General features: G+C 38.6%; 22 protein-coding genes. 15 read left to right on the forward strand and 7 right to left on the reverse strand.

The genetic code is table 11. The features are described from left to right. Positions 1-13 precede the first annotated feature (13 nt). From MUB24_RS03790 to MUB24_RS03860, 15 genes are all read left to right on the forward strand, one after another. Positions 14-2299, forward strand: coding sequence for a glycoside hydrolase family 65 protein (locus tag MUB24_RS03790; protein WP_244701449.1), 2286 nt, complete (start codon positions 14-16; stop codon positions 2297-2299). Continuing rightward, the gene (pgmB, locus tag MUB24_RS03795; RefSeq protein ID WP_244701453.1) at positions 2300-2947 is read left to right on the forward strand and encodes a beta-phosphoglucomutase; all 648 of its coding nucleotides are present in this window, start codon (positions 2300-2302) and stop codon (positions 2945-2947) included. A 24-nt stretch (positions 2948-2971) separates the two neighbouring features. Continuing rightward, positions 2972-3784, forward strand: a complete 813-nt coding sequence (locus MUB24_RS03800; RefSeq protein ID WP_244701456.1) for an alpha/beta hydrolase — start codon at positions 2972-2974, stop codon at positions 3782-3784. A 642-nt stretch (positions 3785-4426) separates the two neighbouring features. Next, positions 4427-5008 carry an RNA polymerase sigma factor gene (locus MUB24_RS03805; protein WP_244701459.1) on the forward strand — a complete coding sequence of 194 codons (582 nt, stop codon included), beginning with the start codon at positions 4427-4429 and terminating at the stop codon, positions 5006-5008. After that, positions 5001-5783 (forward strand): DUF4367 domain-containing protein, encoded by a 783-nt coding sequence (locus MUB24_RS03810; RefSeq protein WP_244701461.1) that lies wholly within the window; start codon positions 5001-5003, stop codon positions 5781-5783. Before MUB24_RS03805 ends, MUB24_RS03810 begins: the two co-directional genes overlap by 8 nt. A gap of 368 nt (positions 5784-6151) precedes the next feature. Continuing rightward, on the forward strand, positions 6152-6820 hold the full coding sequence (locus MUB24_RS03815; protein ID WP_244701464.1) for an ABC transporter ATP-binding protein: 669 nt from the start codon (positions 6152-6154) through the stop codon (positions 6818-6820). A gap of 5 nt (positions 6821-6825) precedes the next feature. Further along, a complete protein-coding gene (locus MUB24_RS03820; protein ID WP_244701467.1) occupies positions 6826-9348 on the forward strand; it encodes an ABC transporter permease family protein in 2523 nt (840 codons plus the stop codon). A gap of 290 nt (positions 9349-9638) precedes the next feature. Further along, positions 9639-11015, forward strand: coding sequence for a VanZ family protein (locus tag MUB24_RS03825; RefSeq protein WP_244701470.1), 1377 nt, complete (start codon positions 9639-9641; stop codon positions 11013-11015). Positions 11016-11383: 368 nt separating this feature from the next. Continuing rightward, positions 11384-11962 (forward strand): RNA polymerase sigma factor, encoded by a 579-nt coding sequence (locus MUB24_RS03830; protein WP_244701473.1) that lies wholly within the window; start codon positions 11384-11386, stop codon positions 11960-11962. Next, a complete protein-coding gene (locus MUB24_RS03835; RefSeq protein ID WP_244701475.1) occupies positions 11955-12734 on the forward strand; it encodes a DUF4367 domain-containing protein in 780 nt (259 codons plus the stop codon). The genes MUB24_RS03830 and MUB24_RS03835 overlap by 8 nt, the downstream gene beginning before the upstream one ends. A 390-nt stretch (positions 12735-13124) precedes the next feature. Continuing rightward, positions 13125-13394, forward strand: a complete 270-nt coding sequence (locus MUB24_RS03840; protein WP_244701477.1) for a hypothetical protein — start codon at positions 13125-13127, stop codon at positions 13392-13394. A 232-nt stretch (positions 13395-13626) separates the two neighbouring features. Then, a complete protein-coding gene (locus MUB24_RS03845; protein WP_244701479.1) occupies positions 13627-14817 on the forward strand; it encodes a two-component system regulatory protein YycI in 1191 nt (396 codons plus the stop codon). After that, complete coding sequence (locus tag MUB24_RS03850; protein WP_244701481.1) at positions 14814-15587, forward strand: hypothetical protein; 774 nt, start codon at positions 14814-14816, stop codon at positions 15585-15587. Before MUB24_RS03845 ends, MUB24_RS03850 begins: the two co-directional genes overlap by 4 nt. Then, complete coding sequence (locus tag MUB24_RS03855; RefSeq protein ID WP_244701483.1) at positions 15580-16443, forward strand: hypothetical protein; 864 nt, start codon at positions 15580-15582, stop codon at positions 16441-16443. Before MUB24_RS03850 ends, MUB24_RS03855 begins: the two co-directional genes overlap by 8 nt. A gap of 1 nt (position 16444) precedes the next feature. Then, positions 16445-17077, forward strand: coding sequence for an ABC transporter ATP-binding protein (locus MUB24_RS03860; protein WP_244701485.1), 633 nt, complete (start codon positions 16445-16447; stop codon positions 17075-17077). A 267-nt stretch (positions 17078-17344) separates the two neighbouring features. Here MUB24_RS03860 and MUB24_RS03865 read toward each other — a convergent pair whose 3' ends face one another. The 7 genes from MUB24_RS03865 to MUB24_RS03890 all read right to left on the reverse strand — a co-directional run bounded on the left by MUB24_RS03865 (position 17345) and on the right by MUB24_RS03890 (position 24536). After that, complete coding sequence (locus MUB24_RS03865) at positions 17345-17848, reverse strand: DUF6147 family protein (RefSeq protein ID WP_244701487.1); 504 nt, start codon at positions 17846-17848, stop codon at positions 17345-17347. A 116-nt stretch (positions 17849-17964) separates the two neighbouring features. After that, positions 17965-18771: an arylamine N-acetyltransferase family protein gene (locus MUB24_RS03870; RefSeq protein WP_244701490.1), complete on the reverse strand. Its 807-nt coding sequence runs from the start codon at positions 18769-18771 to the stop codon at positions 17965-17967. Positions 18772-18848: 77 nt separating this feature from the next. Then, positions 18849-20201 carry an MFS transporter gene (locus MUB24_RS03875; RefSeq protein ID WP_244701493.1) on the reverse strand — a complete coding sequence of 451 codons (1353 nt, stop codon included), beginning with the start codon at positions 20199-20201 and terminating at the stop codon, positions 18849-18851. A 134-nt stretch (positions 20202-20335) separates the two neighbouring features. Continuing rightward, positions 20336-20536: a CLC_0170 family protein gene (locus MUB24_RS23600; protein ID WP_396426694.1), complete on the reverse strand. Its 201-nt coding sequence runs from the start codon at positions 20534-20536 to the stop codon at positions 20336-20338. A 60-nt stretch (positions 20537-20596) separates the two neighbouring features. Next, positions 20597-21805, reverse strand: coding sequence for a Ger(x)C family spore germination protein (locus tag MUB24_RS03880; protein ID WP_244701496.1), 1209 nt, complete (start codon positions 21803-21805; stop codon positions 20597-20599). After that, entirely contained in the window at positions 21802-22914 is a 1113-nt protein-coding gene (locus MUB24_RS03885) for a GerAB/ArcD/ProY family transporter (RefSeq protein WP_244701500.1), read from the reverse strand. The genes MUB24_RS03880 and MUB24_RS03885 overlap by 4 nt, the downstream gene beginning before the upstream one ends. Positions 22915-22916: 2 nt before the next feature. Further along, entirely contained in the window at positions 22917-24536 is a 1620-nt protein-coding gene (locus tag MUB24_RS03890; protein ID WP_244701504.1) for a spore germination protein, read from the reverse strand. Positions 24537-24801 lie beyond the last annotated feature (265 nt).

The raw sequence follows: 24801 nt of genomic DNA on the forward strand, positions 1-24801 counted from the left end.
GGGTATGTAATGAATGAAAAAGAATAAGCTCGTTTATGAAATGGCTGATTTTAGTTTAGATAATGACGAATTATTGGTGAATGAAACCTTATTTCATAATGCGAACGGATACTTAGGTGTCCGTTCTAATTTTGAAGAAGGCTATCCAGATCATTTTCAATCCATTCGCGGAAGTTATCTTAATGGCTTTTATGATCTGGCCGAAATGAAACAGGCTGAAAAGCTTTATGGATTTGTCGAAGAAAAGCAAACGATCGTCAATGTGGCGGATACTCAAGGAATCCAGCTTTTGATTAATCAAGAGCGTTTTAGTCTGTTTGAAGGCGAGGTCTTAAAACGTTCACGGACCTTAGATATGGAAAAGGGAGTGACAAAGAGAACGATACTTTGGCGTTCTCCTAAGGGGCATGAAGTGGAAATCGTTGTGACCAGGATGGCTTCCTTTGCCATGCTGCCACTGTTTACGATTCAGTATGATGTGACAGCCAAGAATTTCTCTGGGGAGCTTGAATTTCTGTCCTCTCATATTGGGAATGTGCAAAACTATTTCAATCCAGATGATCCGCGTGTAGCAGCAGAAAGTTTCCGTCATATTCATGTGGAAAGGATGGAAACAAAAGATGAAGTCTCTTTGATTACATCGCGGACATCTGCATCCCAATTACAAGTTGTAACAGCGGTCAAACACCGCTTGTCAAAAATGGGTGAGATCAATCATCATATTCAGGGGGAATCGATCGAATGGGAAGTAAAAACGTTTATTGAGGAAAATGAGACCGTCTCTCTGATAAAATATACCATTTTTGCCGATTCGATCCGTGAGGAGAACCCATATGAACATGCTTGGCAATTGATGGGAGAGGCAACAACCAAATCAATTGAAACGTGGTATCAAAGGCAGGAACAGTTCCTCACTAACTACTGGGATCATGCAAGTGTGGAAATTGATGGTGATGACGAATTAAGCATGGCGATGTACTACAATCTCTATCAATTGTTGCAATCGGCCGGGAAAGATCAGTATAGCAATATTGCTGCCAAGGGTCTGAGTGGTGAGGGTTATGAAGGCCATTATTTCTGGGATACAGAGATGTATATCCAACCTTTCTTTTTGCTGACACAACCAGAAATGGCGAAAAATCTAATTCAGTATCGTTACAATATTTTAGATTCTGCTCGGGAACATGCTCGGATTATGTGCCATACAAAAGGTGCTTTATATCCATGGAGAACAATCTCTGGGAAGGAATGCTCGGGATATTATCCTTCAGGATCGGCGCAATATCATATTAATGGGGATATCGCCTATTCTGTAATCAATTACTATCTGGTCACAAAGGACCTCGACTTTATTGCAAAGTATGGAGCAGAAATGATCTTTGAAACGGCTCGATTATGGCTTGATGCTGGTCACTTTTATCAAGATCAGTTTATGATTCACGATGTAACAGGTCCTGATGAATATACTTGTGTAGTCAATAATAATTACTATACAAATGCCTTAGCCCAATACCATTTACAATGGGCGGTGAAATTTTATCAGCTATTACAAGCAAATGATCAGACAGCTGTATTGGAAAAAATTCAATTATTACCGCAAGAAATCGAGGAATTTTCAAAAGCGGCGGAGCAGATGTATTTACCTTATGACTCAGAGCTAGATATCAATCCACAGGATGATTCCTTCTTAAGCAAGCGGGTTTGGGATTTGGAGAAAACGCCAAAAGATCAATTCCCATTATTGCTCCATTATCATCCTTTACATCTTTATCGTCATCAGGTGTGTAAACAAGCGGATACGGTATTGGCCCATTTTATTGTGGAGGATGCACAAAGTTTACGTACGATTGAAAACTCCTTCCATTATTATGAAAAGATTACGACCCATGACTCATCTTTATCCACTTGTATTTTCAGTATTATGGCGGCTAAATTAAAGGAATATAAGAAAGCATACGATTACTTTGGAGAATCGGCAAAGCTTGACCTGTTTAATACCCATAAAAATACAAAAGATGGGATCCATACCGCCAATATGGGTGGAAATTATATGGCGATTGTCTATGGATTTGCAGGACTACGAATCAAAGAAACGGGATATCACTTTTCTCCATTTTTGCCGGAAAAATGGACGGGTTATAAGTTTAAACTCCATTATGAAGATAGTGTGATCAGAGTCAAAGTGGATCGCCAGTCCTGCCAGTTCTCACTTGAGAAAGGGAGCCGTAAAAACATCCATGTGTACGGGAAATCATATCAGCTTGAGGATTCCCTAGACATTCCATTGGAGGGAAAATAAATGAAGCATTCCTGTGCGATTTTTGATTTAGACGGTGTTCTAGTAGATACAGCCAAATATCATTATTTAGCGTGGAAAGAACTCGCTGATCGACTCGGATTTAACTTCACCCTTCACGATAATGAGCGGCTAAAAGGTGTATCAAGAATGAGCTCGCTAGATATTTTATTAGAAGTTGGTCAGATGAAAGACCGGTTTACCCAAGTGGAAAAAGAAAATTTGGCTGCAGAAAAAAATCAGCGCTATGTCGAATGGATTTCCAAACTGGATGAATCAGAATTGCTGGAAGGAGCGCTCTCCTTATTAGAGGCTTTAAAAAAGAAGGAAGTCAAGATCGCATTGGGATCAGCTAGTAAAAATGCGCAACTGATTTTAGAGAATGTAGGAATTGCACACTTGTTTGATGTCGTGGTGGATGGAAATGCCGTTTCAAAGGCGAAACCAGATCCGGAGGTTTTTACTTTAGGAGCGGATAAACTACAAGTCCCTTATGAACGCTGTGTTGTTTTTGAAGATTCACAGGCTGGATTGGAGGCGGCGAAGGCAGTCGGAATGTTCGCGATCGGAGTTGGACAAAAACATGCTCTCCCGCATGCCGATATTGTTTACCCATCTTTAAAAAATTTTCCAGTCGAGTTATACTTTTAAGAAAATACATAGGGGTGTTGTGCATTGATCCATGAAATGATTTCAATTCAGACAGAGCATTCAGAAGCTAAGCTGTATACGTATATTTTGAGTAACTCACCGGAAATCGACCCAGATCGAAAAAGACCGGCTGTAGTGATTTGTCCGGGTGGAGGGTATGTCACGACTTCTGACCGTGAGGCAGAGCCTGTAGCTATTCAGCTAAATGCAATGGGTTTCCAAGTTTTTGTATTAAGATACAGTGTGCATCCAGCCACTTTCCCAACCGCTTTATTAGAACTTGCAACCTCGGTAGCGCTTGTGAGGGAAAACGCTGAAAAATGGCATATTGACCCTAATAAAGTGATCGTTGCTGGTTTTTCAGCAGGTGGTCATTTAGCCGCAAGTCTGGGAGTATTCTGGGAAAAAGAATTCTTGTCTCAAAGCATAAAAGTCGATAAAGACGCCTACAAGCCAAATGGGCTTATCTTAAGCTACCCTGTTATTTCATCTGGTGTCCATGCCCATCAAGGTTCATTTAATGCTTTACTAGGTGACCAGCAAGAAGAACTGAGAGAGAAGCTTTCGTTGGAAAAACAGGTAAATGCGCAAACACCACCAACCTTTCTTTGGCATACCTTTGAAGATGCCAGTGTCCCAGTGGAAAACTCGATGCTCTTTGCCATTGCCTTAAGAAAACATAATATTCCCTTTGAGCTCCATATTTATCCGAATGGAGGGCATGGCCTCTCACTTGCCAATGAAGAAAGCTTTAGTCGTAAAAACAATTTTGGAATTCAGAAGGAATGTCAAAACTGGATTGAGATGGCGGGAGTGTGGATTCGTAATTTAGCTTAAGGGAAACTCATGGCAGTTATCCTAAACTGGAAATGAATCTCGTTTTTTTTCGCAAAAGAAGGACCAAAGTAAGCTCGGTAGTCAAGGGCGATTCATGACGCCCAAAACAGCGGGCCCACAGTAAAATCGGTAGTCAAGGGCGGCTCATGGCCCCCCGGAAAAGTCACATGAAGTGAAATTTGGTGTAGATCATCTAGGAGTTTGAATACAAGTAGCTAAAAAGGGATCCAAGAGCCAATTTTTATTGGATTATTGGGTGCCTTTTTTCCATTTGTCAATCTTTATTTTCGGGTAAATTCCATACAAGTTCCTGAAGATTTATACTTAGATTCTTTAGATTTATATCGTAACAAAAGTAAAAGAACCAGTTATAGGCGGATTCCTTTCCATTGGTTCTCAACCAATCTATACTTGTTCCAAACATAATATTATTATATGAACAAAATCTGCTAAAAAATTCATTTCCATAAGAATAGTTAACTGCTTTAAGACAGTTGCTTACTTTTCATAACATATGTAAATAATAGGAGTGTTTTTTAGTATGCGCTATTCTGAATGTGTTAAAATTTATATGCCTACATTTTTAATTGAGGTATTGAAATAAATGGGAAGTTTGCGGGTTTTTGCCAGGGAGGGAAGAGGTTGTCTAAAGAGAATAATCAACAACCGATCACACAAGCAGATGATGATGAAAAACTTATTTTTGAAATGCATTACCATGAAGTTTATAAGGTTGTATATTTTATCATTCAAGATCGATATCTCGCTGAGGATCTTACTCAAGAGGCCTTTATAAAAGCGTTTCAAAATTTACATAAGCTAAAAAGTGGAACAAAAATGAAAGCGTGGCTTGTGACCATTGCCACGCGGACGGCGATTGATCACATAAGAAAAGTAAAAAAGCGAAACGATTATCTAACAGATGACGTCTATATACTAGATAGAAATTCCAATCGAAACTGCTCTGGGTCTCCTGTAGAGGGAAAAGTGGAAAAACGGATGCTCAAACAATTGATTAAACGATGCATTTCTGTTCTAAACCCCCCAGCTTATAAAGAAGTGCTACTGCTAAAGTTTGAGTACGACTTAAAGGAGGAGGAAATCGCAGAAGTGTTAAATATTAGCCCTAGTGCGGTGAAATCTCGCCTTCATCGTGCGAAAAAGAAGTTAAGAAAAGAATTGCAAAATTATGATGAGTTTAGGGATGGTGATCATTTTGAGTAGAGAAAAAAGTGATTCCCTGGACCAACTGATCAAGGAATCCATCCATGAAGAAATGGAACAGGCTCCATCCCCCATGTCTTCTTTGGAAGAGGCTTGGGAGAAGCTAGAAGAGTCACGGAAGAAACATCCTGTTCGTCGGCCAAAAAGCTTCAAGAAGGTGTGGATGTATGCTGCATCCATTCTTCTTGTTCTTGCCTCCGTCACTTTATTTTCGACATCCCAAGGTTCAGCCTCTCCAACACTAACCCAATTTTTCCAAAAGGTTCAAGGGAAAGTGGTTCATTTATTTTTAAAAGTGGGGGAGGATACAGGATTTGGCGATCCTCCTCAAGGCGAATCGGAAGATGGTCCAGTGGTAGTGGAATCGGAAATTGAATCTGTGCAAATGAGTTTGCAAGAAGCACAGAAGGAAACCGCATTTCCGATTGTGGTGCCCAGCTATATACCGAAAGCCTATCATTTGGAAAATGTGACCGTTATGAAAAGGGAAGACGAATTAAGTGGAGAAATTTTTTTGCAGTATGAAGGCGCGAACGAGGAGGGCTTTGTGATCAATCAGCGAGCAGTTGGAGAAGCCCTTGGGATGGGAATGACGTTGGACAATGAAGATACCCAAATTGAGAATATAATCGTGAATGGACAACAAGCACAGCTCCTATCGATCCAAGATGATCTTCGTGAATTATTATGGGTGAAAGACGACCAAATGTATTATTCCATAAGCGGAAATTTGTCAAAACAGGAGATTATAAAAATTGCGGAATCGATGGAATAGGCAAAACAGAAAAAATGGAGTAAATATGTACGTCATCCTCTATTCTTGGACAATTATCTGTAAAAGAAGTGGTTTATTGCTGGGGTCCTACCAACAAATTTCGATTGTTAGTAGGACCCTTTGCTTAGGATATCTTAATAATGCACGATATGATTACTATGTTGGATTAGAGAAAAGGTGGTCATTTAAAACTTATCAGTTTCCTACCCATACAACAAACGGTTTGTCATACACTGATAGTCTTAGTTCAGTAGACTCTGGAACCTATAGGGTAAATGTTACTAAAATAGATTATTCTCCAGCAGGAGTAGTCGCAAAAGGATCTGGCACAATTAGTCAATAATTAAAAAGACAGGGGAACAATAATAATGAATACAATTCTTTCAGCCGTCAATCTTCATAAAAAATATCGGAAAGAAAATAATATGAATGTTCTGAACAACATTAACTTAACTGTTAATAAGGGGACCATTACGGTTATTATGGGGACTAGTGGATCCGGTAAAACGACTTTACTTAGCACTATTGGAGGATTAAATCAACCAACAAAAGGATCCGTTTATTTTCGGCAACAAGATATATTTTCCTTGAATGATAAAAGATTAGCGAAATTGCGAGGAAGACATTTTGGCTTCATCTATCAATCTTACAATTTAATTCATGAGCTAACTGTTTACGATAATATCATATTACCTCTATATATCACGAAACAAAAAATGAATGAACAGAAAATTTTAGGACTGATAGATTCACTTGGTTTAATGTCTGTCAAGAATAACTTCCCAACCGAATTGTCAGGCGGCCAGCAACAGAGAGTTGCCATTGCTAGAGCAATGATTCATCAGCCGGATATTATCTTTGCTGATGAACCTACTGGAAATTTAGATTCGAAAAACTCAAGAAATGTAGTTGATATACTGCAAAAATTATGTCATCAGCATGATAAAACTCTGATCCTGGTGACACATGATAAAGATTTAGTCAGAAACCCTGATCAACTTCTATGTATCAAAGATGGCCAAATCATTAAAGGGTGATAATGGTGAATTTTCTACACACTTTAAAAATTTCTATTAAAATTTTAATCAATGATAAGAAATTTTTTGGAGCTGCCATTTGCTTATTATCTTTCATAGTAAGTTTTCTTGTTATTTTCCCTACAATTTCAGGGGAAATCTTATCTAAATCCAAATTGGAAGCTTATCAAAAGTATGGAGAACATGATTTTGTCATTAGTAGCAACTCCCAAAAGCAAATACAATCAATCATTAAAGATGATACTTTTAAAGTTTGTGGACAGGTTTATATTTCGGATTCCTATCCAATTGGTGGGAACCAAATTCAGGCAACACTTGGAGCGATGGACTCCCTAGCTTTTCAAACAGGGCATTTAGCATTAAAGTATGGAAAAATGCCTACAGAAAACAACGAGGTTGTCATTGAAGCTTTTATGGCTGAACCATTAATACAGGAATATAAAGATTTACACGCTGATTTCAAATTATTTCAGCCTTTTGATATAACTTTAGAGGATACAACCTATCATGTGGTAGGCGTTATAGAAAATTATTCTTCTTCATGGACAAATCCTGATTTTATAGAGATAGGATATAATACCTTTCCAAATATTATATTAAATTCAGAAGTTCAAGACAGCGATTACACCTTGAGTAACAATACTTTTTTGTTAATGAAAAAACAATTCTCTCTTAAAGATAACATGTCCGATTACATTCGGGAACATGAATTGGAGCGTGAGCAAATTCTAATGAACCATCGGTTGGAAGCCAATGGTTTAAGTTTAATAAAAAGGCTACAAGACTATACCTATCTATTTATTGCACTCAGTTATTTCGTTTCTTTTCTAACTATATTTTATCTTTTTTTCACTCAATACATCGTACGAAAAATAAAAGTCTATGAGATATTCTATGCGACGGGCTTGACACCTACGCATATACATATATTAATTATTTCTCAAGGGACAATTCTGTTTGTTTTAAGTGTGATCGCTGGCACATTTATCAGTACTTTAGTATTGTCCATTTATCAACAATGGTTTTTGCAAAACCAAACCGATACAATCAAGATTTTCAATATTCCTATTCTCATTGGAATAACCATTTTCTTTGGGATCGTCTTAGCTATAATTACTGTTATTATGAAAAGACGATTATTTCGTCAAAATTCAAACGTTTCAGGTCGAACGTTGGTCCCTATTTTACATAATAAGATTAGCAAGTTTTCTCTGCAATGGAAAATCATTTTGATGCAAATCGTTGGATCCATTAAATTGACTATACTTAATATTGGCTCGCTCGCCTTAACTTTTGTATTATTATTTCTAAATTTAATTATTACCAATGAAACGGCTTACGAACCTGATCAAAACACTGCCCATTATGGATTACTTTCAAAACAGACTATAGCCGAGGAAATTCTTAACCAATACCCAGTTACCCTTAATCAAAAATTTTCCTTCTCGTTCGAGGATACAGAAGAGCTAGAAAAATTAGATTCTGTTCGTTTTATATCTAAAATTCCGTTAACATTGGGGACGACACTTCTACTAACTGATGAACAACTTTCTCCTTATTTTCGTCAATGGATGGAGTCATATACAGAGGAAAATTCGTTTGTTAATTTTTCAACATACGACTATGACAGTCTAAATATTCCTGAAAACTACCATCCCATTAAAAATGTAAACTTTCTCCTTGTGGATCAACAAAATTGGGAAGGCTATAATCAAATACTCCAATTGGCTCCATCGGTTTATGAACAATTGGAAAAGTCCGCTTCCACAATCTTATTTGTCCCTGAGAAAACGGATAAACAAAAACTTGAAAATTTAACCATTGGAAGAATTGAAGTAGAAAAAAGTGAATTAACCTTCAAAAGGTGGGATTTAAATGTGATTGATATTATTCCTTCTGAATTTATCGATCCAAACACAAAGTCTTCTTTGAACGGACCAACGATCCTATTACATGAAAATGTCGTAGCTAAGGAACAAATTTTTCCAGGGATAGCTGACATTGAAGTCTATCGAAAGTCAAATCTATCTCACGCTGACATCCAAGATTTAGAAGATAAACTATTACAGTTGATCGCTAGATTTCCGGGTAGTCTTTATTATTCTAAAGATGCGGAGTTTGAAGAGACAGAAAACACGGTGAATTATCTTCGCAGTCTCTCCATGACTCTAATGATCTTTGTTATTATTTTTTCAGCCATAATATTTTATCTTATCTTCTTTATGAAAATATTAGTGAAAGAAAGAGAGTGGCTAATTTACAGAGCTTTGGGAGAAATCGTGAACAAAACAGTAATAAGATTTGTCTTAGAGATATTGTGTTATTACATTCTTTCAGCCATAGGTTCTATTATCATTCTTGCAATTATTCTTTTTCTATTCCCGGTTAATCCAACCGCTTTATTAAAAGGAACAACATACTTACTTATGGTTACGACCATTTCGTTTGTATCCTCCTTACCGATTTTTATATTGTTGCGGAAAAAAATTAGTTTGCAGTACATCTCTGAAATCTTATCAAAGAATTAAATATGACGAAATTCTCAATGTTCAAGTATCCAAAAATTTTAACACGGAAACTAATGAGATCGCTAACCCCTTATGAAATTTTTGCTAGCATTATGCGAGGTAATTGATAGTGAGTAACAAATGAAGTTACAAAAAGTCATCCAGTTTAAATCTAAAGGAATTACGCTATACACTTACTTATAGCTAAGATCATCAACAGGCTTTTAGCTTGAATTGTGACGGACGAGTTAGCAAAATGTAAGTGTATAATAACCAAGCAGTGTAATACAACCAAGGGTGGAAGATAGAAAATGAGGTTACAAGAAATCATCGAAATTATAAGGGAAAATTTTACTCTAGCATTAGTCGGAGTAATAGTAGTAGGAATTATCTTTTTTCTCGGGTATTTCGTTGTGTATAGAAAACTTTCGGGTGGAAGGAAGCGCATTTCCAAAAAACAGCTGGTTCTTACAAGTTTATTTATTGGTTATTTTATTATGGTGATGGGTGTGACTTTCCTGAATAGAGACTCAACCTATCCAGGTGGGGTGAATTTAACCTTATTTAGTTCTTACCGGGAGGCTTGGAATAGTTTTAGTGTTAGAGAATGGCAGTTTCTGTATTTAAACATCTTGATGTTTGTACCGTTTGGAATCCTTCTCCCGTTATGGCATGCTCGCTTTCGAAAAGCCAGGTGGACCATTGGGATGGCGGCAGTATTTACGCTTTCCATTGAAGCATTCCAACTCCTAACAGGATTTGGTGTTTTTGAGTTGGATGATCTATTTAATAATCTGTTGGGTGCGATTATTGGCTATGGGATTATTATGGGTATCCTGATGATTAAAGACAAAGGAATCAAGCACTCTTTGTTATATTTTTCTCCTTTATTACTTGTGGTCCTCCTATCCGGCAGTATGTTTGTCTACTATTATACGAAGGAATTTGGAAACCTTATCATTGTGCCAAATTATAAGACAAATATGGCTAGTGCCACTATCACAAATGATGTGCAGCTTGATGATCAGAGAAAAAATGTTCCGATCTATAAGGCGCCAAGCTATACAAAGACTTCTGGAGAGGTACATGCTGTAGATTTTTTCAAGAGACAGCATCTTGATACAGAGGAAATGGAGGTTATATCGTATCCAGATGAGGGGATTTATCGGATTCAAGGATATAGTATATGGTTTCAATTTTTAGATGGAAGTTATAGTTATACGGACTTTTCAAGCCTGGATGCAGCACCAAAAGATGTGGATGAAAAAACATTAAAAGACAGCGTAACAGCGCTGGGTATAGATATCCCCGAAGATACTGATTTTCAGAAAGTCGATACAGGGTTTTATGAATGGACGGCAGATAAAATAGTCAATGGGCATCAGCTTATAGATGGTTCTTTAAGCGTACATTATTATAGCGATGATACAGTGAAGAACATTGATAATCAATTGATCACCTATGACAAGGTAAAGGATGTCCAAATAAAAAGTGAACAAGAAGCATATGACGAGATTTTAGCAGGGAAGTTTAAATATTATCCGGAGAATAATCGGCTCGAAACCTTACATATTGATCAAGTAGAAGTCAGTTATTATTTAGATTCCAAAGGTTATTATCAACCTGTTTATGCTTTTCAAAGTATAATCGACGGCAGGGAAATGACGATCTATATTCCGGGGATGTAGAAGGAGCCCTTTTTTAAAAATAAGACGTGGTGCTACAATGAAAAAGTGTAGGTTCCACGCCTTTTTTATTTTAATAAACAAAACAGAAACAGGGCGTCCCTCTTATCATCCACGAATTAATTAGGCCATCAAGAACTCAATGAAAATAGGAGTTCGTATCATTAAAAACAGACTGAATGTAACTTTAAGCGTGTCGATCAATGTTGGGATTTAAACGGCAAAGATTAATGCCTAATAAAATGGATATGGTTTCAGATAGAGGAGTAAGTAAATTCTAGTAGATTATGATACTATTTACATATATACATAGATAATAGGGATGTAAAAATATAAAGATGTCGATATGTGCTTTGTTGGGAGGGACGATGTTGCCTGAAGAGAAATATAATCAGCTAAATACACCAGCTGATTATGAAAAGCTTATATTTGAAACACATTACCAAGAGGTTTATAGGGCCGTATATTTTATGGTCAAAGACCAATATCTTGCCGAGGATCTTACTCAAGAGGCCTTTATAAAAGCGTTTCAAAATTTACATAAGCTAAAAAGTGGAACAAAAATGAAAGCGTGGCTTGTGACCATTGCCACACGCACGGCGATTGATCACATAAGAAAAGTAAAAAAGCGAAACGATTATCTAACAGATGACGTCTATATACTAGATAGAAATTCCAATCGAAACTGCTCTGGGTCTCCTGTAGAGGGAAAAGTGGAAAGACGGGTGCTAAAGCAGTTGATTAAGCAGTGCATTTCTGTCCTAAAGCCACCAACCTATAAAGAAGTGCTACTGCTGAAGTTTGAGTACGACTTAAAGGAGGAGGAAATCGCAGAAGTGTTAAATATTAGCCCTAGTGCGGTGAAATCTCGCCTTCATCGTGCGAAGAAGAAGTTAAGAAAAGAATTGCAAAATTATGATGAGTTTAGGGATGGTGATCATTTTGAGTAGAGAAAAAAGTGATTCCCTGGACCAACTGATCAAGGAATCCATCCATGAAGAAATGGAACAGGCCCCATCCCCCATGTCTTCTTTGGAAGAGGCTTGGGAGAAGCTAGAAGAGTCACGGAAGAAACATCCTGTTCGTCGGCCAAGAAGCTTCAAGAAGGTGTGGATGTATGCTGCATCCATTCTTCTTGTTCTTGCCTCCGTCACTTTATTTTCGACATCCCAAGGTTCAGCCTCTCCAACACTAACCCAATTTTTCCAAAAGGTTCAAGGGAAAGTGGTTTATTTATTTTTAAAAGTGGGGGAGGATACAGGATTTGGCGATCCTCCTCAAGGCGAATCGGAAGATGGTCCAGTGGTAGTGGAATCGGAAATTGAATCTGTGCAAATGAGTTTGCAAGAAGCACAGAAGGAAACCGCATTTCCGATTGTGGTGCCCAGCTATATACCGAAAGCCTATCATTTGGAAAATGTGACCGTTATGAAAAGGGAAGACGAATTAAGTGGAGAAATTTTTTTGCAGTATGAAGGCGCGAACGAGGAGGGCTTTGTGATCAATCAGCGAGCAGTTGGAGAAGCCCTTGGGATGGGAATGACGTTGGACAATGAGGATGCTCAAATTGAGAATAGGATTGTAAATGGACAACAAGCACAGCTCCTAACTCAAGATGATTTCCATGAATTATATTGGGTAAAAGAGGACCAAACGTATTATTCTATTAGCGGAAACTTGTCAAAGCAGGAAATCATAAAAATTGCGGAATCGATGGAATAGAGAAAAGAGCACATGACTCCCTCTCTAATCTCGGAGAAAATATTTGAGAACAAGAGGGGGTTTTTGCTGTGCATATATCTATTAGTTGAGCCTGGTGTAAAGAAATAATGGAAAATGTAATATTTCTGAAAAAAAGGTGAAACAAATTCTTCTATTTTTCGTCTAAAATGTAAGGGTATTCATTTTGAAGTGTTACTTGTCAATTTAGACCATAGATAGATTCGAAATCTAATAGCCATATAATTTTTATTTATTGAAATAAGGTAGAGTCAAATGCCTAATGTAAATTCACTGATAACAATCCTCATTTAATACCTTGACCTATGCGAGTTGTCGGCGATGATAGGGAATTGATATAAATATTAACAAAAAAAGAGGAGAAAGTGATTTATGTTAAAGAGTAGTGTTTTTAAAAAATGTTTTATTTCTCTAGCAGTTCTCTTTTTTATGGCCTTTGCTTTGCCTAGCTCTTCCTTAGCGGCGTCGTATAACTTTACTTTTAATCCGCCGTTTGTTGGAAGCATGAAGTCTACCTCTTTGGTAGAGGTAACCAAGAAAAACTCAGCTTATGTTCAGCCAAGTCATTCAGCGACGCCAACAAATTACTTTTTGAGTCCAGCGCAAAAAAAGCAGTACACAGGCAACACCTGTTATCTCTAATGTATCTACATCAGGGTATCGTGGTTTTACTTATTACTCTGGTTATGGTGGGCTTAAAAACAAATATTGTCTGTCTGGTTATCCATCAAATTCTGATTTTGTGAAATATACTGTTAAGGGAAACTGGTCACCTTAAGTAAAATAGTGCTTCTTCAAGATTGATATAAATTAGGCAGGTGTACTGACCACCTGCCTATACTCTTTAGACTACATTGAAAAGGAGGAGTCTACAGTGAAGAACATTTTGATGCCTTTACTTTTTCTTGTGTTATTAATATTTACAACGGCATGTGAAGACACAAAAAAAGAAGGGAATACCATAGAGAAAGGCTCCGAGTATGCGAATTTAGAAACAGCATTGCGATCTATGGAGCTTCCTGACAATTTTTTGATTGACTTTGACCCAAATGAGGTCCAAATTGTTGAAGCAGCAAAAATACATACTACGTCTTTTCTAGAAATGGATGAAAAGAAAGTGAAGAAGGAATTAATACAAGGAGAAATTATATCTACTGAAAACAATGCTCATGGACTATGGATTGAGGCAGGTGATAAGGAATATAAAGAATATTTAACCATTTACGACGGAGGAGAAGCATTAGGCGTTGATTCAGGCGTGAATGGTGGTATCTACTATTCAGCAGTAATAGATTGGAATAAATTGTCTATGGTGGTGTCAACAGATCCAGGGTTTTCTGATAACAATGGAGAGCCATATAAAGAAAAGAACGACTATCAATCATTTGTGAATCTATCTTTTAAGAATTATTCAGAGGCATTAACAGAAGTAGAGGAGCTTTTATCTTCCATAGGATTTCCGGATCTTGAGATAGCTGAAGCTTATTCACTGGATTTAGATACCATACTTGAACATTATAATCTTTATATAGATTCTGGAAATTCTGTTGATGAAGAATATATAGATGATGAAGAACTATGGTCTGTGGATGATGAGTCTTATCTTTTCTTTTTTAGGCAAACAGTTGACGATATTCCACTTGTTAATATTAATTGGCAAGAGGGCGTACGTGCTACTGGAGAGGCGACAGAGACCTCTATTTCTGTTATTTATTCAAAAGAAGGTATGATTATATCGGCTGATGGTTTATTTAATGTTTTAGAGAGTGGAAAGAAGGAGCCTTTAATCAGTGGTACAAGCGCGCTTAAAAAATTACTTGATTTTTATTCAGGATATATTCTTGAAGAAGAGACAAAGGTTTTTTCTATGGAATTATGCTATGTAGGAATCCTAAGAAGTGATAAAAACTATGAGCTTGTACCCGCTTGGGTTTTCGGTATTGCTAAAACATCCGAAAGGACGGATCCTGAAAACGGTACAAAGGATTCATACGATTCTTACAGTTATTATGTCATAAATGCTATTACAGGTGAGCGGATTAGAAAGGCAAGTGAGGAGCAATGAGGGAGTCTCTTTTTCTTTTTATAACGGATTTGAAGCGTGGCATTCTGTCTATCCCTTTTTTGTTTAGTGCTTTTGGTGTTGCTTTAGCTATATTTTTATCTGTCTCTGGTCAAATTGGCTTTACCTCTGATGTATTATCTTTGTTGGAAGTAGGTATAAGTGGGAGCGGCAGTATTTTTCTAATTATAGGTATTCTACCTTTAATTCCTTTCGCGACTAGTTTTGCTTCTGAGTGGGAACAGCGTGCGACCAGTTTTTGGATCGTGCGTACAGGAATACGTAACTACTCGGTCTCCAAGATTCTAATAAGTGGACTATCTGGATTTCTTGTATCAAGTGTTGGGATGCTATTGTTTATGATCATCATGAGAATGAAACTTCCCCTTTTTTCAAATGTGATTTCTACTGGAAGTCCTTACGTAACATTATTAGAGAACGATATGCCCATACGCTACCTAATTTACTTTATTGCCCACTTTTCCCTTGGTTCTGTGCTGTTTGCGGTAGCCGGTCTCTGGATTTCTACCTATATTCCCAATAAATTTGTCGCCATCGCATCACCGCTCGTTTTATACTTTGTTGCCCATCGTTTGACCACGCAATTGGATATTCCGCAATATTTGAAAGCAGTTGGCATGGTGGAGCAAATCTATGATGCTGGGTCTCCGCTCGTAACATTATTGCTGAAATTAGGGACAGTGGTTGGCTTATGTTTCTTAATGGGAGTGGGGACAGTCAGACAAATTAGAAGGAGGGTGCAGCATGACTAACCTGAAAATGATGTTCCTATGCAGTCGAGTCAATCTCCGTAAATGGGCTGTAAACACAAGAATTTATACACTGGCTGTTCTCATTATTGCCTTTTTGGCTTATCACTCCTATGGTCTTTCTCAATTTGCAGCAGAAAAAGGTGTAGCGATTACACCATGGGTTTTCCCGCATTTGAATACTCCGCCTGTAATGCAGGTCTTTGCTTGTTTTACTCTTTTGTTATTCTGTGATGCACCTTTTGCGGATCGTCATATGCCTTTCCTTGTCATTCGAACAGGACGTCGTAATTGGGCGATTGGTCAGTTTATTTATATTATCTTGGCAGCCTTCATTTATACAGCCTTTGTTTATGCTGTTTCTGTTCTTGTCCTTGTCCCTAATATTCAGTTTTCTACAGACTGGGGTATAGTTATAAAAACACTTGCGGTAAATTCGGACATGGCTCCTGATGTGACAATTTTTATGAACGAGGAAATCATTTACATGCTTTCGCCAATCAAAGCCACCTTGATTAGCTTTGGTTTATTTTGGCTTGTGGCAGTCTTTGTGGGTGTTTTGATCTTTTGTTTTAACACGGTGATTGGAAAAATGAGTGGAGTGGTCATAACTGGGATATTTATCTTCATTTCTTATTTTTCAATGTATCTTGGTTTTTTAAGTTTTGGCATAGGCATCTACTATTTTTCCCCCATTAGCTGGTCCAGTATTACGTTTGTGGATTGGGATTATTCAGGTACATTCCCATCCCCCACTTATGCGGTTCTCTTTCTGTTACTGGCAAGTTTACTTATGAGTATCCTTTCCACCATTGTTTTCTGCAAAAAAGATATGAACATACAGAATTGGGGGTATTAACATGGCGGAATATTTGGTTGAGGTTCAGAGCGCTGTAAAAAAATTTAAGGAGACAACCGCTTTAAAACAGGTTACTGTAAAATTCGAAGCTGGAAAGATTCATGGGATTATAGGGAGAAACGGATCAGGAAAAACCGTTCTTTTTAAATGTATCTGTGGTTTTATGAAGCTTGATTCTGGTGCTATTTTGTTAGATGGTGAGCCAGTAAAACCGGCAGTCGCACAGGATATTGGTATTATTATTGAGGAACCGGGTTTTATTGGATCCTTAAGCGGTTTTAAAAATCTGAAGCTATTAGCGTCCATTCGTAGAGAAATAACGGATGATGAAATTCGTGAAACGTTGGATCTTGTTGGCCTCGATCCGAAAGGCAAAAAGCATGTGAGTAAATATTCGTTAGGGATGCGCCACCGGCTAGGGATTGCGCAAGCGATTATGGAAAGGCCTAAGCTTCTCATATTAGATGAGCCAATGAATGGGTTAGATAAGCAAGGGGTCCTTGAGATGCGTGAGCTCTTTAAGAAATTGAATCAGGAAGGTGCAACCATTATTCTTTCATCCCATTATGCTGAAGACATTGAAGCCCTTTGTGAAACGGTCTGTGAAATGGATAATGGGGAATTGACGGAGTGACAGTCTTCAATGGGAGATACACATTAGCCGAAAAGAAAAAGAACTAGGATGAGAGAATTCTCTATTACTAGTTCTTTTTCAATAAGGTAATAAGAAAGCATAAATATAGGCTATTGCTGGATCTAGCTCCAGGCGCCATCGGCTCGAGGTCAAATAACCCTGAACCTATGAAGGGATAGATCGCCCTTCCTAGGTTCAGGAACATTTGCTTGTCGCCGATAAGCGGGCGCCTTGCGCTTTTCTAATCTTTATCGCGAGTCTAGCTGATTATTTCACTTCAATATAGGTTGAAATACTAGAGGCACTTTCCACTTTACTCCCTTTCTGTACCCAATGGAAGCATGAGATTCGATATCTCCCTTTTGCAACGGTCACTTTTTGTTGCCCTGAGACAATAGAAGATCCATAAGACTTGTATTCACCTAAATTTGATAGGTTAATCCAAGCCCCTTTTTGAGTGTCCCATTTTTGCAAAGTAATTCTTACACCAATGACATCAACAGATGTACGGGCTGTTGTATTGGCACTGGCTGTGACAGTCGTACCTGATCGGCTAATAATACCTTTGCCATTGGCTAAATATTGATTGGCCAAAAGTCGAAACGAAGAGTTTTCGATGGTTCCTTCCCCGTAATTTGGATCGATCGAAGCTTCTCCAGTTGTTGGAATCATAGAAGCATGGTCATTTTCAGCAGCTAAAGTGGGACTGGACATCAAGAATACCATGAGAACAGCAGAAAACAGTAATACGATGAACCTACTTTTCCTCATTGCCCTTCATCCTTTCCTCTTATATTCACTATAATAGACGGATGAGTAGGGAGAAAGTTTCAATTTTCATGAAATTTATGATAAACAGGTCTAAAGGCCTTGTTGAAAGCCTGTGCTTAGAAAAAGTGATAAGCTTCATCCGGTAAAACAATGCCGAAATACGTTTGCAATGCTTGTTTGTATTCTTCCTTGGAGGACGGAGAAAAAGCGTGCACCTGCTCGCCTATAAAAATACGAAACTCCTTACCTGACACGGAATTTCGTCCATCTTTTGTTCGGATCGCAGCCATGGCTTCCTTTGTAAAAATGGACTCAGGGGCGTTTTCACACCAAAAAGAAGCCATAATATAATCCTTTGCCAGTTGGGGCTCCTCGGTAAAGGAGAAGATTTCTCGCCATTGTTCCTTCTTTTTCTCATACAGCATCCAGCCAAATTCCGGAACTTTTTCAAGTTTATACCCTTCATTTCCTTGGGTCTGTACCAATCCCTCCACCATTTCAATCGGCTTTCTTGGCACAATGCCACCTACACCCACATCACATAAATAGAATTTTCCTTCTGTCTCTACTTTTAAAACATGATGGCGTCGCTTGGGAGGTAGGTTTGGCTCATCTCGCCAAAATCGAGCGAAGTAATCGGTCACAGGAAATCCGAGCTCGCGCAAAAGCCAGCTAAACAAGGCATTAAGCTCAAAACAATAACCACCTCGATTTCGAATCACGATTTTTTCATATAAATCTGGGATTTCCAGTGATAAAGGGATCTTGTGTAAGATATCAAAATTTTCATATGGGACTGTGTGTAGATGACATTCCTGAAGCCTAGCCAGTGTTTGGGCACTGGTAGCCAATGGCCCATCATACCCAATCCGTTGTAAGTAAGCATTTACATCCAGTTGTATAGGTTGAGACGTCTCTTGCATCCTCATTCCCCTTCTCTATTTTCATTTTACCTTTATTGTAGACAATGCCATATGAAAAGGGAAGGGGAATAAATGATTTAACCAGCAACGCTGTGTTTGCGGCTTGGTAACCGAATCGCGAGTATGACGACCAATAAACAAAAGATTAGACAAATCAGCGCGACATTATGGAGATGCTGCGTATCTAAATGACGATTAAAGGCAATTCCAAGTAAACTGGAGGAAAGAATCGATCCGAGATAGCGACTCGTTTGAAACAACCCGGAAGCCGAGCCGGTATCCTCTGGCCGTACATGCTCGTAAAGGGCCGTTTGCATCGAGATATTATTAAAGCCATTACTCATACCTAACACCGCCATAATGATCAATAGCCATATGAGTGGAGAATTCCCTTGTAAAGTCAGCAATAAAGCTGTACCGATAAACAAAATCACGGCACCGATAATCAGCGGCCGTTTTGATCCATGATGGTCGATCATGCGCCCAGCAAAGGGGGCTACAAGGACACCGAAGCCAGCGAGCGCCAGCATAATCAAGCCGGTATGTTTTTCACTATAATGATGAACCTGTTGTAAAAAGGTGGGAAAACCGAAAAAATAGCAATAGTACACTAAATTAATGCTAATAAATTGTAAATAAATCAAGGAAACAGTAGGATTTCTTTTTAAAGAGGCTAGGTCGATAAAGGGTTCTTGTTGTCGTTTTTCATAAAGATAAAAGCTAATAGCCCCTAATAGAAAGATAGCGAGTGCCCACCAATTGATTGTATTTTCTAACGAGAGAAGAAATAAAATCAAGCCAATGATCGTCAAAATAAATAGACCAATTCCCGCAAAATCAATCCGTCTTAATTCAAATTTTCCTGTTCCCGTATTTGGCAAAATAAAAATCGCCATAACAAAGGCCACGATAATAAATGGGAAATTGATTAGGAAAATGGATGGCCAATCCCAGCTTTCGATTAAAAATCCGCCGATTGAGGGCCCAAAGGCAGCAGAAGTAGAGGCGAAAATCGATAAGGTTGCCAATGCTTTTGCTTGCCCCTCAGATATATGTGTGCGCACCATGCTCATTCCGCTTGGAAACAGAGTTGAACTGCCAATCGCCATCAAGGCGCGGCAACCAAGCAGAAAGGGGAAATTAGGTGAAAAGGGAGCGAGTAACGCAGAACAGGCTACAAGGAATAAGCCCGCTAAAAATAATTTCTTCGGACCAAACATATCACTTAATTTTCCCATTACAGGTTGTCCAGCGGCACTGGCTAAGTAAAAGACGGAAATCAGCCAAGAAGCATCAGCGAACGTCAAAGCAAATTCATGCTGCATCCGAGTCAACGCGACCGAAATCATCGATGAATTAAGAGGATTTAATAATGTTCCCAGGCCAATGGTAAGAACGAATAACCCAGTTTTTTGTTGCTTACTATTCAAAATGATCACACCAATGTTTAAGAGTAGTTTTCAAACATAACGTAACGCATTCTAGTTATAATTTCAACTTTATAAGCCCCCATTCAGGGGAGGAAAGAATCATAGGTTCAGGATATATATTCTAAAAAACCTGATTACCAGAACCATCTTTGATAAACCCAGCTCACAATATAGAAGCCTGCGCCAAAGGTAATATTGGCCCATCCCAAAAATAAGGCAACCTTTTTTTCCTTTTTTTGTTTGTTTCTTAAGTAGGATTTTACATCTAATAAGAGGATTAAAACTCCCGTAAGAATGAAAAGGCTAATAAGGTAGTAGCCATAGCTGATATCCAAAATGCCGATGAACTCCTTTCGTTTAAAAAAATTGAGGGAATATGGGAACGCATTCCTGTTTTATTTGGCTTTTATGCCAGATTGCTCAATTTGGGTGTCCACTTCGATTTCAACGTTAATATCTTTAAAAACCTGTCGCCATTTTTCTTTTGTTTGTATATGCTTGTTCCAATAGGCGGGATGTTTTGCTCGTATGTGTTCACCGAAGCCAAAGATGTCCGATTCCTCTTTTTGCATTTTTCGAATTAATTTTTTCAAGGAGACGGTTGTATCCTTATCTGTTTGTTTTTCAATTTTTTTGATTAATTTTACACTGCCAAGATTCACCGTATTTTTTGTATCCTCATCAATTTCATTTTCGTAGCGAATTTTAACGCGGATTTCAGGCTTTCCGTTTTTAATGCTTGTTTTCATCCTTGAATAACGGCGAATAGCGCGTACTAATACTTGGTCGTCTGAGTTTGGAACGTTGATGAAGACACCATATCCTCCTTGCTTTTCTCCGAGGACGCCCATTAATTGGCCAGTTTCAATCGGTTCAATCACCCCTTTCATTTTGTCTTCGTTAAAATAGGCGAGTCCTCTGATGGCTATATTTTGTTGTTTGTGTATTTTTAAATAGGGTAAGTATGCATCCTGTCCTTTACTTGAGAGTGTCCTCCAGAATATCCCCATATCGCCTGATGGGAATTTCCCTAGTTTTTCAGCATTGCTCACCATATCTGTTAAATATAAAGCAGGTACCCTTTCTAACTTCGGTGCAATTTCCATATATTTTGCCGCTCTTTCTTCCGAAACAGCCATCCACGTCGTTCTTCTGACTTGCGAATTGCGACGAAAATAGTCATTGATTTGCTTTACTCCTTCTTTGGCAATGTCTTTGTTTAAAACAATGATGCGCAGATGGCCTAAAAACAGATCATCTGCTAGTTCCTGCTGTAAATTTAATAAAGCATCATCCACTGTATGTCCTATAGCGGTGAGCACCCACACTGGCTCTTGTTCTTCCCCGCCCGTTGTTTCAGGACCTAGGGGAATCCGTCCTGGTACAGAAACTTGGGCTGTAAGTTTTAGCAACTTTTCATCTTTGGGTGGGGAAGCGGGCATGTGGGTAATATATCCCTCTTCTTTCTTTCCATCGTCCACTTTATCGATGGCAATCGCCAATATGGTTGCCCTTTTTTCAATGTCCAAACTGTCCCAGCACCCGGAGAGGAGTGGGATCAATAGGAAAATCATCAAAAAAGCAAAGATTGATTTACGGCTCATTTCCTTGCTCCTTTCTCATTTTTTTTTTTTTTTTGCCATTTACGAATTTTGGCTACAATTAGTAAAAGGAATGGGAAAGCGAAAGTAAGGATAAGTCCATACGTTCCAGCTATTTTGATATATCGATACATTTCGATCGTCTCACCGGGAAGCATCGCAATCAAGAAAATAATTGGCAATAGAAAAAGGGTAAGCATTTTATGGTCTTGCAAGCGTAGGAATTGTTTCAGTGCTTGGATCGTCAGCATATAATTAGAAAAGATCGTTGTAAAAACAGCCGTTACCCAGATCGCCAAGAAAATGACATCAAGACGTTGCAATGTATTGCCAGGAAAGGAGGTTGCCCGTGCGATCTCTAACGTCGGCCACATAATGGTTTTTATTTCTTCCGTCCCGAAGAGAGCCAGGGTGGAGACAACAATCATGATAAAAAAGCAACCAGATATGGCTACTCCCCAAAAGCTGGCTTTGAATGCTTTTTTCGGCTTCTGCATGAACGGGATTAGAATGGCCAAAATAAAGGCGCCTTGAAATAACGCAGCTCCTTGTGGGATACCTGTTATCATTTTGAACCCGTTTCCTAAGACTGGTTGGAGATAAAGGGGATTGGCATCCTTTAGCGAGACCAATACAATAATTAATAAAGGCACTAATATAATGGGCAAGTAGAAACTATGAATATAAGTAAAGCTGTTCATATCCCCCCGAGTAAAAACCGCGGCCATTAAGAGCATGACAATCACGGTTACTTCAATGGGCGTTCTTTGCAAGACAGATGTCACGACAACCGCTCCAAATTCCCTTGCCGCAAAACCAGTTAACAGCGTAAAAAAAGCGATAATTATAAAGGTATATAGCCGTCCTAGCCATTTTCCGATGATCCGTTCACTATACTCCACGAACGTTTCATCCGGAAACAGGCTTCCAAGCTTGGCAATGCCCCACATTCCAACAAAGGCTGTAACGGTAAACAAAAGAGTTAATAGCGGAGCTCCTGTTTCAGCCTGCTCAACTGAAGCAAGGGGAAGCCGTAAAATACCAACCCCAATGATGGTACTAATCAGTATCGCGGTGGTTTGGCCAACAGTCATATTTCGGGTTGGTTGCATGATCAATTCCCTCCATCGTTTCGATTATTCAATGGATCAAAGGGCTGGGTGGGCTGCGATGTAATCGATTCTTTGCTCTCTTTTACACGAGTCTTATTTTCCGATTGGAACATACTCGGTCTTTTTGGCATCCACCAAAAAGGGAATCGAATGACACTGTCCTTCATTTCTTGCGTATGCCAAGGAGCGGTGGGACTAAGATAAGGAACACCGAATGATTTCAGGGAGAGCATATGATTTAAGATCATAATCAATCCAACCATTACTCCGTATAATCCGAATAATCCGGCGAGGATCGCTAACGGAAAACGGAGAAATCGTAAAGCAAATGAGGCATTATAGACGGGAGTCGCAAACGAAGCAATGGTTGTAAGCGCAATGACTACGACTGTGATTGGGCTTGAAAGCCCTGCCTGCACGGCAGCATCGCCAATAATTAAAACGCCAACAATGGATAAAGCGTTACCGATTTGTTTCGGTAACCGGATGGTCGCTTCCCGCAATATTTCCATCGCTCCTTCAAGGATCAGCAGCTCAACGACGGCAGGGTAAGGAACTCCCGATCTCCCTCCCGCGACAGCGACAGCAAATTCAGTCGGCACTAATTCTGGATTAAAGGAAATAAAAGAGACATATAAACTTGGAACAATCAGGGAAAAGACAAGGGCAAACATCCGAACGAATCGTGAAAAGCTTCCCATTACAAAACGAGTCGAATAATCTTCTGTTGCTTGATAGAACTGGTTAAATACAGCAGGGACTACCATGGCAAAGGGCGAACCATCGACAAGGATGGCGACCCTTCCCTCGATTAAGTTTCCAATCGTACTATCTGGCCGCTCCGTTAATAAAGTTTGGGTAAAGGGAGTATAATGATAATCTTCAATATATTGTTCAAGATAGCCAATATCTAAGACAGCATCAATGTTGATTTTCTTTAGCCGTTTTTCCACTTCATCAACCAGAGCTTGATTGCTTATTCCCTTTAAATAACAAATCGCGACTTTAGATTTCGTCAGTCGTCCAACCTTCAGTGTCTTTATACAGAAATCCGCAGTTGGTAATCGGTAGCGTAAGAGGCCAATATTCGTTCCTAACCGCTCAATAAATCCTTCTCGCGGACCAATAATGACCTGCTCTGTTTCAGGACTGTCAACAGCCCTCTTATCAACAGAACGTGTTTCAATATGAAAGGCTTCTTGAACCCCGTCGATTGTAAGGACTGTTTCCCCTGCTAAGATGGCCTCAATAAGTTTGACCAACTGTTTTTCCCTTTTTAACTCTCCTTGATAAAGAACTTTTTCAGCTAATGTATCGAGGATCACCTCTTGTTTCAGTTCCTCCGCATCAATATGATCTGGCATTTCCATTAAAGACTTTAAAATCTCACGATGAATCGTCGATTGTTCAACCAAATTCGAAATATAAAATAACGCGGCGGAATGTTTGCCATAAATGGAAAATCGGCGAACGATAAAATCATCATTATCTCCTAAAAGTCGATTAATGAAATCAATTGTATCCTGAAGTTGTCCGTTGATTTTCCGTTCTTGTTGTTTTGACATTGTCGTATGAGGGATCTGTTTAATTTTTTTTTTCTTTTTACTTTTCCAAATGGGCATACCGATATCTCCTACTGACAGTTTTGTATGTTGTCAGTATGTGCAATGAAAGAAAAAATTATGTAGTCTTGCTGATGAAGTAAGCACATTGTAGGAGAATATCATTTAAACAATAATAATTATCGTTATCAATAGAGTTATAAGCGATTGAAACCAATAATCATTATCAATTACGATAATTAATTCTCAATTATATTGACATTTGAACGTTTTAGCATCATAATTAAATAATAATTATTACAATTAAATCCCGTTTAAAGAGGAA

The organism is Lederbergia sp. NSJ-179, from assembly GCF_022867885.1.
In the GTDB taxonomy this organism is placed as follows: domain Bacteria; phylum Bacillota; class Bacilli; order Bacillales; family Bacillaceae_C; genus Lederbergia.